Origin of the sequence: Nocardioides psychrotolerans (assembly GCF_943371775.1) — a bacterium.
GTDB classification, from domain to species: Bacteria; Actinomycetota; Actinomycetes; order Propionibacteriales; family Nocardioidaceae; genus Nocardioides; species Nocardioides psychrotolerans_A.
Window position 1 is genome coordinate 1 of record NZ_CALRWD010000048.1, and the last position, 15,376, is coordinate 15,376.

Consider the following 15,376-nt stretch of genomic DNA (forward strand, 5'->3'; position numbering starts at 1 on the left):
AGCGCTCCTACTGTTCGAGATCCACAGCCCTGCGCCCGACAGCGGGGCTTCCCACCGCCCCACCAAGTAGGCACACCATGCGCAAGTCCCTGCTCCTGCTGCTCACCACCGCCCTGGCGCTGGTGGGGCTGCTGGCACCCGTGGCGACGCCTGCCCAGGCCGACACCCCGGGCGGTCAGCTCGTCTCCGACGTCGCTGCCGCGGGCACGCCGCACGTGCTCGACGGTCAGGTCAACGCCATCGCCAAGGTGGGCGGCACGGTCATCCTGGCCGGCACCTTCACCCGGGCCCGCAACGACAGCGGCGACACCACGTCGCTGGTGCGCAACGGGCTGCTCGCCTTCGACGCAGCCACGGGCAAGATCAGCACCACCTTCGTGCCCAACCCCAACAGCGGGGTCACGTCGGTCGTCTCGGCCGGTGACGGCTCGACGGTCTACGTCGCCGGCACGTTCACCTCCATCGGCGGCACGACCCGCCAGCGGATCGCCCGCGTGCGCGTCTCCGACGGCGCGGTGGTCACCGCCTTCGACGCCGGCTCCGTCACCGGCGCCGTCAAGGACCTCAACCTCACCGGCGGCCGGCTCTGGGCGGCGGGCGCGTTCACCCACATCAAGGGGCGCGGGCAGACCGCGCTGGCCACGCTCGACCCGACGACCGGCTCGCCCACGCCCTACATGTCGCTGCCCATCGCCGGCATCCACAACTCCGGCGTGACCCAGGTCCTCGACATCGACATCACCCCCGACGGCTCGCGCCTGGTGGCGATCGGCAACTTCGACACCCTCGCCGGCGTCAAGAGCCATCAGCTGTTGTCCCTCGACCTCACAGGGGCCACGGCGGCTGCCGGTCCGTTCACGACCGACTTCTACCTGAAGCCGTGCCTGACGACTTTCGACACCTACATGCGCGACGTGGACTTCTCGCCCGACGGCACCTACTTCGTCGTCGGCACCAGCGGCGGCTACGGGGGAGCCGACGGTGGTTGCGACACCATCGCCCGTTTCGAGACCGCGTCGGTCGGCGCGGTGCGCCCGTCCTGGATCGAGGTCACCGGAGGTGACACGACCTGGGGCGTCGAGGTCACGGACTCAGTGGTCTATGTCGGTGGTCACTTCCGCTGGATGAACAACCCGATGGCTTCCGGCCGTGCGGGTCAAGGTGCCGTCTCCCGTGAGGGCCTCACCGCGCTCGACCCGGCCAGCGGACTCCCCTTCTCGTGGAATCCCGGTCGCGACAAGGGCATCGGCGTCTTCGACTTCCTGCTGGCCGACGAGGGTCTCTACATCGCCTCCGACACCGACCGGATCGGCGACTACCAGTACAAGGGCCGCATCGCCCGGATGCCCCGCGCCGGACTGAGCTTCCCCGCTGTGCGCACCCCGGTGCTGCCCAACGACGTCTACTCCGCCGGCCCCGTCGGTGCTGCCGCCACGGCCACCACCAACCGCGTCCTCTACCGCGTCAACGCCCGCGGCCTGCAGATGCCGGCCCAGGACGTCGCCGTGGCCGCCGCGCGCCAGGAGGTCCTCGACACCGACCTGCGCACGTCCTCCTCGCTGACCGAGCGCCAGTGGGACTTCCAGGTGCCGCAGGGCACCCCCGTCGACGTGCGGCTGCGCTACACCGAGCCTGCGACGAGCGACCGGGCCACGGCCGCCGTGGTGGTCGAGGGACGCCGCGCCGCGCCGCGCGTGCGCACCGCGGTCGCCGGCGCCGCCACGTCCTCGGCGCCGACGATCGTCGGCGCGGTGAGCACCGCGGCCGCGCCCCGCGCCACGGTGCGCACCGTGCCCCTGACCAGCGACGGCAACGTCGACGTGACCGTCGCCAACGCGCTGCGCGGCCAGAAGGTGCGCGACCTCTCCGTCGTACGCACCGCGGCCGCACCCGCCGCCGCTGCTCCGGTGGGCAGCCTCAGCCGGCGCAGCTTCGCCGACGGCGCGGTGGGCGCCAGCACCCTCGCGCCCGACGGCGGACAGAACTGGGACGACGTCCGTGGTGCCTTCATGGTCAACGGCGACCTCTACGTCGCCAAATCCGACGGCACCTTCGACAAGCGCAGCTTCGACGGCACCACCTACGGCCCGGTCAGTGCCGTCAACACCGCCGACCAGCTCGTCGTCCTCACCGACTGGCAGAGCGACATCCGCGCGGCCACCGGCATGTTCTTCGCCAACGGCCGGATCTACTTCACCCGCGCCGACACCAACACGCTCTACTACCGCTACTTCAACCCGCAGAGCGGCATCGTGGGTGCCCGCCGCCTGATCGCGGCCAGCAACGTCGCCGGGTTCGACGCCCGCACCGTGCGCGGCATGTTCGCGACCGCCTCGGCGCTCTACTGGGCGACGTCCGACGGTGCGCTGCGCAAGGCCTCCTGGGCGCAGAACGCCCAGTCCGGCGTGCCCGTGGCCAACACCGCCCAGGTCGTCTCGGGTCCGGCGGTCGACGGCGCCACCTGGGGCGCGCGGGCGATGTTCGTCTACCAGGGCCCCGCGGGGTCGCAGGCGGTCGCGCCGACCGCGTCCTTCACCGAGTCGTGCACGACCTTGACCTGCTCGTTCGACGCGCGGGCCTCGACGTCGCCGGGGGCCACGGTGACGGCGTACGACTGGAGCTTCGGCGACGGCCAGACGGCCACGGGAGCCACACCCACGCACACCTACGCCGGTCCCGGCACGCGCACCGTCACCCTGCAGGTCACCTCGAGCAACGGGCGCACCGGCACCACGAGCCACCCGGTCGCGGTCGCGGACGCTCCGGTCTCCGCGGTGTCGTTCGTGGGAGCCAACCGCTCGACCAGCAACGCCACCGCCCATCGGGTGGCCGTCCCCGCCGGCGTCCAGGCGGGCGACACCCTGCTGCTCTACCTCACCCTCAACGACTCCACGGTCACCCCGGCTGCCCCGGCGGGCTGGACCGCCCTCGACAACGTCTCGGCGAGCGGGGTGATCGGTCGCAGCTGGAGCAGGACCGCCACCGCTGCCGACGCCGGGAGCACGATCACGATCACGACGTCGGGGCTCGCCAAGAGCGACCTCGGGGTCCAGGTCTATCGCGGCAGCGGCGGAGCGAGCCAGGTCACCGCGCACGCCGCCGCTGTCGACTCGGTCAGCGGCACCACCCACCGAGCGCCGACGGTCACCGCCGGTGCGGGCGACTGGGTCGTCACCCAGTGGATCGCCAAGTCGTCGGTCGACACGTCCTGGGCGACTCCGGCGGGCACCGTGCGACGCAGCGGCACCACGGGGACCGGTGGGGGACGACTGACCTCGCTCGGTGTCGACGGTGGCACCGGTGTCGCTGCCGGCACCGCAGGCGGGACGACTGCCTCGAGCAGCGTCGCCGTCAGCAGGACCGTCATGTTCACCACCGCTATCGGAACGAGCTGATGAACTGATGCTGCGCAGCACCTGCCTCGCCGCCACCTTGGCCCTCGTGGGCGTCGCCACCCAGGGCTGTGCGGGCGCGGAGCCAGTGTCGGCCCCGACGTCCCTGGAGCAGCCCAAGCCGAGGGTCAACCTCTTCCTCGCCTTCGACGACTCCGTCGGCGTCGAGGGCTCCGTGGTGCCGCGGGTGGAGAACACCGGCACCGCCCCGGTCGACATCGAGCTGGTGACCCAGTCCGGAGGTCGCATCGTGCGGGAGCACGGCCCGACCCGGAACGCCGGGCGCTTCCCCGCGCTCGACCGCTCCAAGGCCGCCGCCGTGGTCGTCCGCAGCACCGGCCGCAACGACGCCCTGAGCCCGGGCACCCGCACGTTCCGCTTCGGCGCCGACTTCCGGCTCGACGCCGAGTCCGACGGCCTGCCCACCGACAACGGCAACAACCTCGTCCAGCGCGGCCTCTACGACGGCCCGGCGCAGTACAAGCTGCAGATCGACAAGGGCTACGCCTCCTGCCGCGTCGCGGGGGACCGTGGGGCCGTGCTGGCCCGTGCGCCCATGCCGGTCGAGACCGACCAGTGGTACCGCGTCACCTGCCTGCGTCAGGGCGACTCCCTCAAGCTCAACCTGCTCAAGGAGGACGACGGCGAGTGGGACTCCCTCGGCCCCTGGACCGCGTCGGGCCGCATCGGGCTGGTGCGCCTCGCGCGTGGCACGCCGCTCACCATCGGGGCCAAGACCCTGGCGGGTGGCGAGATCGTGCGCTCGGGTCCCGACCAGTTCAACGGTGCCGTCGACAACGTGCAGTTCAAGCTCTTCTGAGCGGCCCATGACCACTACTCCTCGCGCTCGCCCCCGGGTCGTCCTGCTCGCCGAGCCGCACCTGGTGGCCGAGTCGGTCTCCGTGGCGCTCAGCAGCCGCGGTATCGACTCGCGGATCCTGCGCTGGCCCGAGCCCGAGCAGTACGCCGCGCTGCGCCGTACGGTCCGGGCCCTGCAGCCGCGTGCCGCCGTCCTGCTCGGCGGCATGGACGAGCCCAGCAGGCGTGCGGCCGCCCGCGAGATCGTCCGCTCCGTGCCGATGCGCTGGCTGGTCCTGGTCGACCAGCCCGACAACGTGGAGTGGGGTGCCCTCCTCGACGTGGGCATCGCCGGCCTGCTGCCCACCTCGGCCGGGCTCGACGACCTCGCCAGCACGCTCACGCGGGTGATGTCGGGTCGCGAGCTCCTCACCCCGCTGGAGCGGGGACGACGCGTGGATGCCTGGGTGGCGTTCGAGGAGCAGCACCGCGTCCCCGCCCAGCAGCTCACCAGCCTCACCCCCCGCGAGCTCTCGGTGCTCGCGCAGCTCTATGACGGGGTGTCGGTCACCGGCATCGCCGAGCACGACCGTGTCTCGGTGTCGACCGTGCGCAGCCAGGTCAAGGCCGTCCTGCGCAAGCTCGGCGTCTCCTCCCAGCTCGAGGCCGTCGCGGTCTACCGCCGGGTCCTCGAGCACCTGCCGATGGCGCTGCTCGAGCTCTGAGGAGCGCGAGTCGGCGCCATGGTGCACGCGCACCGGGGCTCACGGCGGCCCTGAGTCACGGCGTGCTGCAACAACGCGCCGACTCGGCGTACGGGGTGCAACATCGCGCCGACTCGGCGTACGGGCTCGGCGGCTGCGGCGACCTCAGTAGGCGCCGCGGCGACTGAGCACCGCGCGGGCGGTGCGGCCCAGGATCAGCAGGTCCAACGTCATCGACCAGTTGTCGACGTAGCGCAGGTCGAGCCGCACGGACTCCTCCCAGGACAGGTCGGAGCGGCCCGACACCTGCCACAGGCCGGTGATGCCGGGCTTGACGGCGAGACGGCGGTGGGTGTCCCCGACGTAGGCGGCGACCTCATCCTGGAGCGGAGGTCGGGGACCGACGAGGGACATGTGGCCGAGCAGGACGTTGAGGAGCTGCGGCAGCTCGTCGAGCGACGACCGTCGCAGCAGGCGACCGAGGCGCGTGACGCGCGGGTCCTCGCGCACCTTGAAGAGCACGCCGTCGGACTCGTTGAGCGCCACCACCGCGACCAGGCGGTCCTCGGCGTCGTGCGCCATCGTGCGCAGCTTGAACATCGTGAACGTCTGGCCGTCCTTGCCGACCCGCACCTGGCGGAACAGGGCAGGCCCCGACGAGTCCAGCCGTACGGCGAGCGCCAGGGTCAGCAGCACCGGCGAGACGAGCAGCAGGGCGAGGCCGGCGGCGAGGCGGTCACCCACCTCCTTGACGACTCGTCGTGCGCCGCCGAGCTCGGCATGGCGCACGTGGAGGAGCGGGAGGTCGCCCGCCTGGTGCAGGCGGGCGCGGGTCGTGCCCACGTCCTGGAGCCCGGAGGCGACGAAGAGCTGGGTGCCGGCAGGCTCCAGGCGCCAGCCGAGCCGGCGCAGGTCGGCCGGTGCGAAGTGTCGGCACGGGAGGACGACGACCGCGTCGGCGCGGTGCTCCGCGACGGCGGAGACGATCCGCTCGAAGCCCGTGACCACGGGCACCTGGAGCCCGGCGGTGGAGGCCGTGGAGGGAAGGCACACCCCGGCGACCGTGAAGTCTCCGCTGCGGCGCAGCGACTCGACCACCCCCGTGGCGGCACGCCGGTGCCCGACGACCAGGACGCGGGGAGGGGGGAGCGAGCGGCGCAGCACCCCGGCGGGAGCGTGGGCCAACCCTGCGCGCAGGCACAGGGTCGCGACCGGCGCGGTCGCCACGAGAGCCAGCATCTGGTGGGGTCGGAGGTCGAGGATCCCGAGGCTGACGACGACGAGTGTGAGGACGGACAGGACTGCTCCGGCACGGAGGACCCGGAGAGCCTCGTCCGCGTCGAGCCGCCGAGGGCTGCTGTCGTAGGCGCGGACGCCGAGCAGCACCGCCACCCAGCCCAGCGGGAGCAGGGCGAGCGCCGGGGTCGGCAGGCTGGACGGGTCGAGCAGGTGCACCGCGCTGGCCGCGACCAGACCGGCGGCCAGGTCTGCCGGGACCCGCAGCCAGGGGCGGCGGTGGCTCCGGTCGACCAGGCGGGTGGTCGGGTCCGCACGCAGCCCGGCCGCCCACCGGGGTGCGATGAGGGCGCGCGGGCGGTCGAGCTCGACGGAGGCGGTCATGCAGCTGGCCCCTCAGCGCCGGTGCACGAGCTGGTCGACGAGCCGACCGAAGCGGGCGGACGCCTCGTGGGCGTGGTCGTCCTCGGGGCGTGCGATCCGGCCGCGGCGCAGCGTCTGGTCCAGGGCGGTGGCGAATCCGTGCTGGTCCTGGACCAGGGTCACGAGGCCCGAGTCGCCGACGCGGCGCGCGAAGCGCAGCTGGTGGTCGTCCACGTGCTCCCCGAGCCCGGAGTCGCGAGGCACCACGATCGGCAGGTGGCCGGCCGCCCTGGCCTCCATGATCATGCCCGGGCCGGCGTGGGTGACGACGGCGTCAGCCCGCTCGAGGAGCTCGGACATGGCGGTGGTCGAGAGGATGCCCTCGCCGTCGAGGCTGCCGGGCAGGCTCGTGGAGCCGTGCTGGACGAACCAGCGGTGGCGGCCATGGGCGGCGACCGCGTCGGCCCAGCCCAGCACCCGGTCGAACGGGTGGTGGTCGGTGCCCACGAACACCGCCACCAGGGGCAGGTCCAGGCGGGGGAGGGTCTGCGGCTCGGCGGAGCGGTGGGTCGTGATGCTCACCAGACCTCACCCAGCAGCACGCTCTCGCGGTAGAGCTTCTGCTGCTCCGGCCACTGCACCAGGAACAGGTCGGTGACCGGGCGGCACAGCCGACCGGTGAGGGTCGGGGTGTCGATCCTGTCGAAGACCTCGAGGTAGACCGTCGAGGCGCGGAACGGACGCTTGAGCCAGAAGAAGGGGACGGCGACCGCAGCACCGGTGGTGACCACCAGGTCGGGGCGGACGTCACGCATGGTGCGCATCGCCACCACGCTGTTGCGGGCGAGGTTCTTGACGCTGCGGGTGGTCGGGTAGTGCGCCCAGGTGACGTCCTCACCCTCGAGCTTGCTGACGGCGTCCTCGGTCGGGAAGGTCACCCAGTGCCGTTCGTGCTCCTGCCACCAGGGCTGGAGCTGCATGAGCTGGGTGAGGTGTCCCCCCGAGGAGCACACCAGCAAGACCTTCATCCACGTTCCCCCTAGGCAAGGCGGTCGATGACCGCCCCTCAAACTTAGGGAAACCGGGTGTTCACTTCATGCCTAAATGAGGGGATCTCCCAGCCTGGGCTGGGCGATGGGCCCCTCGCCGGACCCATCGCTGGGCCCCTCGCCGGACCCATCGCTGGACCCCTCGCTGGACCCATCGCTGGGCTGCTCCAGGGCTCGCCTCAGGCCCAGGTCTGCTGCTGCGGCGGACGCCACCGGACCGCGTTGGCGGCACCGACGGCCGCGAGCTGGCTGGAGACCTCGAGCTTGGACAGGATCGACTTGACCTGCGTGCGCACGGTCGCCTCCGACACCACGAAGGTGCGCGCGATGTCGCGCACCGCGTGGCCCAGCATCAGGTGGCCGAGGACCTCCTGCTCGCGCGGGGTGAGGGCCTCGAGCCGCAGACGCGTCTCGTGGTCGGAGCGCTTCTCGCTCTGGAAGTGGTGGACCAGGGCGTCGCGCTCCTCGCGGGTCATCAGGGCCCGCCCCTCACCGACGCGACGGATGGTCGCGAGGATGGTGTTGAGCGACGAGGCCTTGTCGAGCACGGTGCGGGCGCCGTAGACCAGGCACTCGCCCCACCGCGCACGGTCGCTGTCGCCGGTGACGACCACGACCGCCGCGCCCGATCGCACCAGCGGCTGGATCAGGCGCACGCCGGAGCCGGCCTCGCCGAGATCGAGGTCGAGCAGCACGATGCGCGCCTGGGCGCGCAGCAGCGCGGTGAGCAGGGCGGTGCTGGACATGCCGTCGTCCAGCGGGACGCGGTGGACGTCGTGGCCTTCGAGGGACAGCGCCACCTCGAGGGACTCTGCGAACAGCAGGTGGTCCTCGACGATGGCGACCCGGGTCAGGCCGAGTGCGCGTGGCACAGCGCGTCCATCCGCTCGGCCGGGAGGGTGAGCGCGAACGATGCTCCGCGATGCTCCCGGGAGGTCTCGAGGCGCAGGTCGCCCCCGAGCTCGAGGGCGATCCGACGACCGGCGTGCAGGCCGATGCCGAGCCCGGGCGACTGCTCCGAGCGGTGACCGCGGTCGAAGATGCTACCCCGGGCCTCGAACGGCACGCCGTCGCCAGTGTCGCTGACGACGACCGCGACGTGCTCGTGGCGGTCCTCGACGCGGACGCTGATGTCGCTGCCCGGGGCGTGCCGGGCGGCGTTCTCGAGGAGGATGTGGACGACCTCCGCGACATCGTCCTGCGTGCCGAGGGCGCGCAGCGCCGTGCCGTGCCACTCGACCGCGTGGCCGCGGGAGGCGAGCGAGACGACCAGCGGCGAGATCGTCGTGTGCAGGTCGACGGGACCCGACGGCGTCCCGGTCTCGTGGCCCAGGAGGCGCTCGAGGCGCCCGAGCTCGGCCTGACGCATGTCCTCGAGCCGGGTCACGGTGTCCTGGCCCATCTCCGCGCGCCGCTCGCTGAGCAGGCGGGAGGCCATGGCCACGCCACCGACGGTGGCCTTGAGCTCGTGGAGGATCTCCTCCTGGCGCTCGTGGGCGGCCTCGGCGGCCACCACCCGAGCACCGAGCTGGTCGACCAGGTCGGCCTGGGCCGCACGCGTGCGGCGCCGGTCGAGCCGGATGAGCAGCAGGCTGCCGAAGCAGACCACCGCGACGGCCAGGAAGGCACCGGGCCAGGTGATCCGAACCACCGACCCCAAGGCCAGCGCGGCACCGGTCAGCAGCGAGGCCGCGAGCAGCACAGCGATGATCTCCCCATCAGACCTCCTGCCCCCCATGGGCAGTGTGGAAAGGTCCTCCGGTGGAGCGTCAACGGTCGTGTCCCCGAAATTACACGGTCGTTCATTCGCCATGTTTCCCCCTTGGCTCAGACGTAAGTGAGCCAGCCACATGACAAAGAAACGTCAAAGAAACGTCAAAACGGGCGCATCTGAGGGAAAAAATGTCCAGACAGGTCTTCCGCTTCCCTCAATTTAGGCTAGTGCAGTGCTAAACGTGAGCCGTCTCACCGTCACGCGATGTTCAGCTCGTCGCCGACCAGGCCACGCACCCGCTCCACGAGGTCGACGAGGCCGAAGGGCTTGGTCAGGTAGTCGTCGGCTCCGACGTCGTAGCCCCGCTGCCGGTCGTCCCGGGTCCCGAGGGCGGTGAGCAGCAGGATCCGCATGGTCACCGTGGGGTCCGCGCGGACGCGCTCGGTCACCTCGAGCCCGCTCATCAGCGGCATCATGATGTCGAGGACCGCGAGGTCGTGGTCGTTGGTGAGGCAGGCCGTCAGCGCCGCTGCTCCGTCGGTCACGGTCGTCACGTCGTGGCCGTCCCTCCTGAGGGCGATCTCGATGAGCTCGCAGAGGTCGACGTTGTCGTCGGCTACCAGGATCCGTGCCATGTCCTGACCGTCGCACTCGGCGCGTGTGGAAATGATGCCGTGCGGCTTGGACCATATGAACAACCCGTAAAGCCTGGAGCCACTAGCCTCGAGGGGTGACCCGTGTCCTCGTCGTCGACGACGAGCCCCAAGTGACCCATGCGTTGAGCAGGGCGCTCTCGCGCGAGGGGTACGACGTGCTGGTGGCGGCCGACGGTGAGCGTGCGGTGGACCTCGCCGCCACCTCCGAGCCGCACCTGATGATCGTGGACCTGAGCCTGCCCGGTCTCAACGGCCTCGAGGTCATCAAGCGGGTGCGCTCGTGGAGCCAGTGTCCGATCCTCGTCCTCTCGGGGGTGACCCAGGAGCTCGCGAAGGTGCAGGCGCTGGACGCCGGAGCTGACGACTACCTGCAGAAGCCCTTCGGCCTCGACGAGCTGCACGCGCGGCTCCGGGCCCTGGAGCGACGTGCCGCCCCGGCGGAGGAGACGTCGGGACGCCACGACTTCGAGGGTCTCCAGGTCAACCTGGTGGCTCGCACGATCGAGGTCGGGGGTGCCGAGGCCCGGCTCACCCCGACCGAGTGGCGGTTGCTGGAAGAGCTCGTCACCCATCCCGAGCAGCTCCTGACGCACCGGTGGCTGCTCCAACGGGTGTGGGACTCCAGCCACGGCGACGAGACCCGCGACGCCCTGCGCGCCCACGTGCGCTCGCTGCGCGCCAAGATCGGTGACGACGCCCACGCGCCGCGCTTCATCCGCACCGAGAGCGGTGCCGGCTACCGCTGGGTGGGGGTGGCCAGGACCGCCGAGACCGTGCTGCCCGACTGGAGCGAGGCGGTCACCGGCGAGCAGGACGCCGCCGATCTCGCCGCAGTGGGCACCCGGGAGCTGGTGCACGAGCTCAACAACTCGCTCACGGCGATGCGGATGGCCGTGCAGCTCATGCGCATGTCCGACGGTGAGGCGACGGAGGACTCCGCCGCGATGCGGACCTCCGTCCTGGAGCGGCTGGACGGGTTGGCGCGACGGATCAGCGTCGTCGCGGTGGCCCTCGAGTCGCGGGTCGGCGACCAGAAGGGGGAGGACCTTGGCGCTCATCCTGGTCGGTGAGGACGACCTCGACGTGACCGAGCTGCTGCTGATCCTCCTGGAGGACGCAGGTCACGAGACGGTGCACGTGGACAACGGGGAGGCGGCGATCGAGGCGTTCGCGCGCTCGCGCCCCGACCTGGTGCTGCTCGACGTGGCGATGCCCGGCTCGCTCGACGGTCTCGAGGTCACGCGTCGGCTGCGGGCCCTCGAGGAGGGTGGGGACCACCGCCGGGTCCCCGTGATGCTGCTGACCGCCCGGGCCCTCGAAGACGACCGACGGGCCGGTCTCGAGGCCGGCGCCGACGCCTACCTCATCAAGCCGTTCGAGATCGACGAGATGCTGCGGACGGTCGACGCGCTGCTCGCCTGACCAGCCGCACCACGGGTGCGGCTACTCCTGGGGCGTCGGCACGTGCATGACGAAGGTGGTGCCCACGTCGGGGGTCGAGGTCACCTCGATGCTGCCGTCGTGGGCCTCGACGATGGCGTGCACGATGGAGAGGCCCAGCCCCGTGCCGGGGACGGCTGCCGCCGTGGCCGAGGAGGCCCGGAAGAAGCGGCTGAACAGGCGGTGCTGCTCCTCGAGCGGGATCCCCATGCCGGTGTCGCTGATCCGGAGCCGGGCCTCGTCGCCGACGCGGGTCAGCGACACCTCGACGCGCCCGCCGTCGTCGGTGAACTTGATGGCGTTGGACAGCAGGTTGATCACCGCTCGCTCGAGCTGGTCCTGGTCGCCCCACACCCCCACGGGGTCGGCTCCCAGGTCGAGGTCCAGGGTGAGGTCGCGGCCCCGCAGCGTCTCCTCGAGCGTCTCGAGGGCGATGACCACGACCTCGCGCAGGTCGAGCGCCGCCAGGCGCAGCTCGAGCTCGCCGGACTCCAGGCTGGCGAGGGTCAGCAGGTTCTCCACCAGGTCCAGCAGCCGCCGTCCGCTCTTCTCGATCCGGGTGAGCAGGGCCCGCTGGCGCGGGTTGACGGGGCCGACCGCCTCGGTGGCGAGCAGCTGGGAGAAGCCCAGCACGCTGGTCAGCGGCGTGCGCAGCTCATGGCTGGTGCTGGAGACGAAGTCGGTCTTGATCCGGTCGAGCTCGTGCAGCCGGGCGACCGCGAGCCGCTCGTGCTCCAGCGCGGTGCGCAGCGACTCCTCTGCCCGACGACGCTCGGTGACGTCGGAGGCGACGCCGAGGTAGCCGTGGATCGTCCCGTCGACGTCGGTCCGGGCGCTGACGGTGAGGCTCACGACGATCGTGGTCCCGTCGCTGCATCGGTAGGTCCAGTCGCGGCGCTCGGGCACCCCGGTGCGGCGCACCTCGTGGACGAACACCTCGAAGCCGGGCGCGATCTCGAGCTCCCGGGCCCGCTCGGCGACCTCGCTCTCCACGTGGAAGCGGGCGGGTGTCTCGCGGCCGACCATCTCCACCGAGGTGAAACCGAGCATCGCCTCGGCGCCGGCGTTGAAGAACGTGATGACCCCCTCGGTGTCGGTGCCGATCACCGCGGTGGCGGTCGTCGCGTCGAGGATCGAGCGCAGCAGGCCCTGGGCCTCGAGCTGCTCGGTCACGTCGCGGCCGGTGATCACGACCGGGCCCGTCGGGTCGTCGCGGTGCAGGGGCCGGCTGCTGGCGGTGACCGCGCGCGCCTGGCCGGTGGGTGAGCGCCAGACCTGGTGCTCCAGCCCGTCGGGACCGTCCCCGGTCGGCGCCTCGCCGGAGAGGGAGGTGTGCCGGAACCTGGCTGCAGTCCCCGGCATCAGCAGGGCCTCGTCGTAGGCCGCGCCGACCAGGCGCGCGAGGCTCAGCCCGCTGATCCGCTCCACGGCTGCGTTGGCGCGCACGATCCGGCCCGCCCGGTCCACCACCACGATCAGGGAGACGGTGGAGTCGAGCACGGCCGCGGTGAAGTCGCGCTCGACCTTCAGGTCGCCGCCGCTGCGCATCAGGTCGGCCAGGGTCTCGCGTCGCTGCTGGAGCGCCAGGGCCAGCGGCATGGCCACCACGACGCAGACGACGAGGAACGACTGCACGAGGGCCGCTGAGGTCTCCGGCGTCATGGCGCCCGAGGCGATGAAGGGTCCGCCGCCCTCGTGGGTCAGGACGTTGACCAGGGTCGCGATCGCGAGGATCTCCAGCGCGACCGCCCACGGAGGCAGACGGAGCGCCAGCCAGACCAGGAACGGGATACACAGGTAGACGAAAGGGCGGTCCTGGCCTCGGCTGAAGACGACCGAGACGACGACGAGGACGGCGACGACCTGGGCGCCGGCCTCGAGGACGGAGGCCGAACCGCGCCACTCCTTCCACCGGATCCCGGGGGAGACCCCGGGGAGCACCAGCAGCGCCACGGGCAGCACGATCAGGACGCCGGCGACGTGCGAGGCGAGGACGCGCTCCCAGGTGACGAGGAACGCGCCGTTCTCGAGGACGGTCACCGTCAGCGATGCCAGCAGGCCGATGACGAGCCCGCCGAGCACGCTGGCGACCACGAGCCGGCGCATGTCGGCGGTGGTCCTCAACGAGGGTCGCTCACGGGCCGCGCCCAGCGACCAGGCGATAATCACGGCCTCCGCAGCGTTGGCCACCCCGAAGCACAGGGCGACGAGGAGGGGACGTCCCGCGGCGACGTTGGCCGCGCCCGTCACCACCACCAGAGACAGCGCCAGGGGCGCCCACGACCGTGGTGGAGAGAGCGCGACCAGGGCTGCCGAGACCCCGGCGGCCGGCCACCAGGCGGCGACCTGCGACCCGGACGGGGCGAACACGACCGACCAGAAGCCCAGGGCGAACACCAGGGCGAGGGTCGCGGCCGTCACCGGCAGGACCACCGAACGCCGTCCGCCCGGCCACGCGATGGGAGGGGCCGGGCGCTCGGGGGCGCGCTCGGTCGAGGTGGACATGCTGCTCATCGTCCCGGTTGAGGCGGGCAGGGCACCCCCCTCCACCCTTTTCTTTACTTTACGTCGCGAGGACCTGGTGGCATTTGCGGAGCCTGTCACGCTGGTGCCATGGACGCCGACACCACCTTCGCGTCCCGATCCGTGCGCGAGCACCTGGTGCGAGGCGCGCTCGGGCTCCCCCTCCTCGTGGCCGCGTTCGCCCTGATCCCGCTGACCGGGCCGGTCGTGCTGCTCCTGGCCGTCCCGGCCGTGGTCCTGCTGCGCGGTTGCCCCACCTGCTGGGCCCTCGGCCTCGTCCAGACCCGCACGGTCTGCGCCCTGCCGACGTCGCCGTCGTCCTCGCGAACTTCTCAGGAGCCGGTGGCGTCACAGCGGGGGTGAACCCCTCCACGCCGCCCCCCGCGCCGCTGCGTCTGCTCTGGCCCGACGTCGCCAAGGGCGTCTGCATCCTGCTCGTGGTGCTGCACCACGTCACGACCAAGCACTACGCGCCCCTGGTGGCCGACGACCTCGGTCCCGTCGAGGACCTCTGGGTGGGCCTGAGCAGTGCGCTCAAGCCGGTCCGGATGCCGCTGTTCTTCCTCGTGAGCGGCTTCTTCGCCGCCGGCGTGGTCCGTCGGGACTGGACCGACGTGCGGGCGCGGGTCGTGCGGCTCGCCTACGTCTACGTCGTCTGGCTGGTCCTGCTGTGGGGCGTGTTCACCCTCGAGGTGACGCTGCCGGCCAACCGCACCCAGGGCTGGCTGGAGCTGCTCCTCGACGTCCTCTACGCCTCCACGGGGCTGTGGTTCCTCTACGCGCTGGCGCTCTACACGGTGCTCGCCACCGCGCTGCGTCGGCGACCGGGGCTGGTGGTCGCGGTCGCGGTCGCCGCCACGGTGTCCCTCCTGTCCTCCTTCGTCCCGCTGGAGGAGACCAACCGGGTCTCGGTGCTCTTCCACTTCACCTTCTTCGCCCTGGGCGCCTACGCCCCCCACCTCGTACGACGAGTGGCAGAGGCCGGTCTGTCGCTGCGGGCCCTCGTGGCGGCGTACGCCTGTCTCTCGTTGCTGCTGGTGCCGCTCGACCCGCCGCGCAGCATCGAGCTGGTGCTGCTGAGCGTGGTCGGGGTGCCGGCCGGCATCACGGCGGCCGTCCAGCTGTCGCGGGTCGCGCGGGTGGCCGAGCCGCTGGCCTGGCTGGGGCGGCGGACGCTGCCGGTCTACGTGCTCCACATGGTCGTCATCGCCGTGGTCCAGCACTCGGGGGTCGTGCTGGGGGAGGGGCGCACGGCGGCGTCGTTCGCGCTGACGGTGGGCTACCCGGTGCTGGTGACGGCGCTGGTGGTCACGGTCTGCCTGGTCACCCACACGCTGGCGGTGCGGCACGGACTGGGCTTCCTGTTCGCGCTGCCGGCAGCCGCCCCCCTGCTGCCCGAGCGGCGACCGGAGCGCCCGAGCCGCACGCTGTCGACCGCTCCGGCCCGGGGGTCCTTGACCGGACTGTGACCCGCTCTCCTCGTGGTCTGCGCCCACGCGGG

The 15,376-nt window shown here is 72.1% G+C and carries 14 protein-coding genes; 7 read left to right on the plus strand and 7 right to left on the minus strand.

Annotated features, from left to right (window positions below; genetic code table 11):
* Positions 1-77 precede the first annotated feature (77 nt).
* The 3 genes from AAG827_RS14090 to AAG827_RS14100 are packed head-to-tail and all read left to right on the plus strand — an operon-like array spanning position 78 to position 4,915.
* Positions 78-3,395: a PKD domain-containing protein gene (locus tag AAG827_RS14090; RefSeq protein WP_341926709.1), complete on the plus strand. Its 3,318-nt coding sequence runs from the start codon at positions 78-80 to the stop codon at positions 3,393-3,395.
* 7 nt (positions 3,396-3,402) lie between these two features.
* The gene (locus AAG827_RS14095; protein ID WP_341926710.1) at positions 3,403-4,212 is read left to right on the plus strand and encodes a hypothetical protein; all 810 of its coding nucleotides are present in this window, start codon (positions 3,403-3,405) and stop codon (positions 4,210-4,212) included.
* A gap of 7 nt (positions 4,213-4,219) precedes the next feature.
* Positions 4,220-4,915: a LuxR C-terminal-related transcriptional regulator gene (locus AAG827_RS14100; protein WP_309647982.1), complete on the plus strand. Its 696-nt coding sequence runs from the start codon at positions 4,220-4,222 to the stop codon at positions 4,913-4,915.
* A 144-nt stretch (positions 4,916-5,059) separates the two neighbouring features.
* On the opposite strand, the gene AAG827_RS14105 is transcribed toward AAG827_RS14100, so the two are convergent.
* The 6 genes from AAG827_RS14105 to AAG827_RS14130 form a co-directional block, all read right to left on the minus strand.
* Positions 5,060-6,514, minus strand: a complete 1,455-nt coding sequence (locus AAG827_RS14105; protein ID WP_341926711.1) for a sugar transferase — start codon at positions 6,512-6,514, stop codon at positions 5,060-5,062.
* A gap of 12 nt (positions 6,515-6,526) precedes the next feature.
* Positions 6,527-7,075 carry a glycosyltransferase gene (locus AAG827_RS14110; protein ID WP_341926713.1) on the minus strand — a complete coding sequence of 183 codons (549 nt, stop codon included), beginning with the start codon at positions 7,073-7,075 and terminating at the stop codon, positions 6,527-6,529.
* Positions 7,072-7,521: a PssD/Cps14F family polysaccharide biosynthesis glycosyltransferase gene (gene pssD, locus AAG827_RS14115; protein ID WP_341926714.1), complete on the minus strand. Its 450-nt coding sequence runs from the start codon at positions 7,519-7,521 to the stop codon at positions 7,072-7,074. Before pssD ends, AAG827_RS14110 begins: the two co-directional genes overlap by 4 nt.
* Before the next feature lie 200 nt (positions 7,522-7,721).
* Positions 7,722-8,414 carry a response regulator transcription factor gene (locus AAG827_RS14120; RefSeq protein WP_341926716.1) on the minus strand — a complete coding sequence of 231 codons (693 nt, stop codon included), beginning with the start codon at positions 8,412-8,414 and terminating at the stop codon, positions 7,722-7,724.
* Positions 8,393-9,280: a sensor histidine kinase gene (locus AAG827_RS14125; protein ID WP_341926717.1), complete on the minus strand. Its 888-nt coding sequence runs from the start codon at positions 9,278-9,280 to the stop codon at positions 8,393-8,395. Before AAG827_RS14125 ends, AAG827_RS14120 begins: the two co-directional genes overlap by 22 nt.
* 233 nt (positions 9,281-9,513) lie before the next feature.
* Positions 9,514-9,891 carry a response regulator gene (locus AAG827_RS14130; RefSeq protein ID WP_341926719.1) on the minus strand — a complete coding sequence of 126 codons (378 nt, stop codon included), beginning with the start codon at positions 9,889-9,891 and terminating at the stop codon, positions 9,514-9,516.
* Positions 9,892-9,986: 95 nt separating this feature from the next.
* Between AAG827_RS14130 and AAG827_RS14135 the strand changes: the two genes are divergently transcribed.
* Positions 9,987-10,982, plus strand: a complete 996-nt coding sequence (locus AAG827_RS14135) for a response regulator transcription factor (protein ID WP_341926720.1) — start codon at positions 9,987-9,989, stop codon at positions 10,980-10,982.
* Positions 10,960-11,334, plus strand: a complete 375-nt coding sequence (locus AAG827_RS14140; RefSeq protein WP_341926721.1) for a response regulator — start codon at positions 10,960-10,962, stop codon at positions 11,332-11,334. The genes AAG827_RS14135 and AAG827_RS14140 overlap by 23 nt, the downstream gene beginning before the upstream one ends.
* A 21-nt stretch (positions 11,335-11,355) precedes the next feature.
* Here the strand turns inward: AAG827_RS14140 and AAG827_RS14145 are convergent, their stop codons facing one another.
* The gene (locus tag AAG827_RS14145; protein WP_341926722.1) at positions 11,356-13,857 is read right to left on the minus strand and encodes an ATP-binding protein; all 2,502 of its coding nucleotides are present in this window, start codon (positions 13,855-13,857) and stop codon (positions 11,356-11,358) included.
* A gap of 108 nt (positions 13,858-13,965) precedes the next feature.
* Between AAG827_RS14145 and AAG827_RS14150 the strand changes: the two genes are divergently transcribed.
* Both AAG827_RS14150 and AAG827_RS14155 read left to right on the plus strand, forming a co-directional pair.
* On the plus strand, positions 13,966-14,238 hold the full coding sequence (locus AAG827_RS14150) for a hypothetical protein (RefSeq protein ID WP_341926724.1): 273 nt from the start codon (positions 13,966-13,968) through the stop codon (positions 14,236-14,238).
* Entirely contained in the window at positions 14,235-15,344 is a 1,110-nt protein-coding gene (locus tag AAG827_RS14155) for an acyltransferase family protein (RefSeq protein WP_341926725.1), read from the plus strand. The genes AAG827_RS14150 and AAG827_RS14155 overlap by 4 nt, the downstream gene beginning before the upstream one ends.
* The last annotated feature ends 32 nt before the right edge of the window (positions 15,345-15,376 follow it).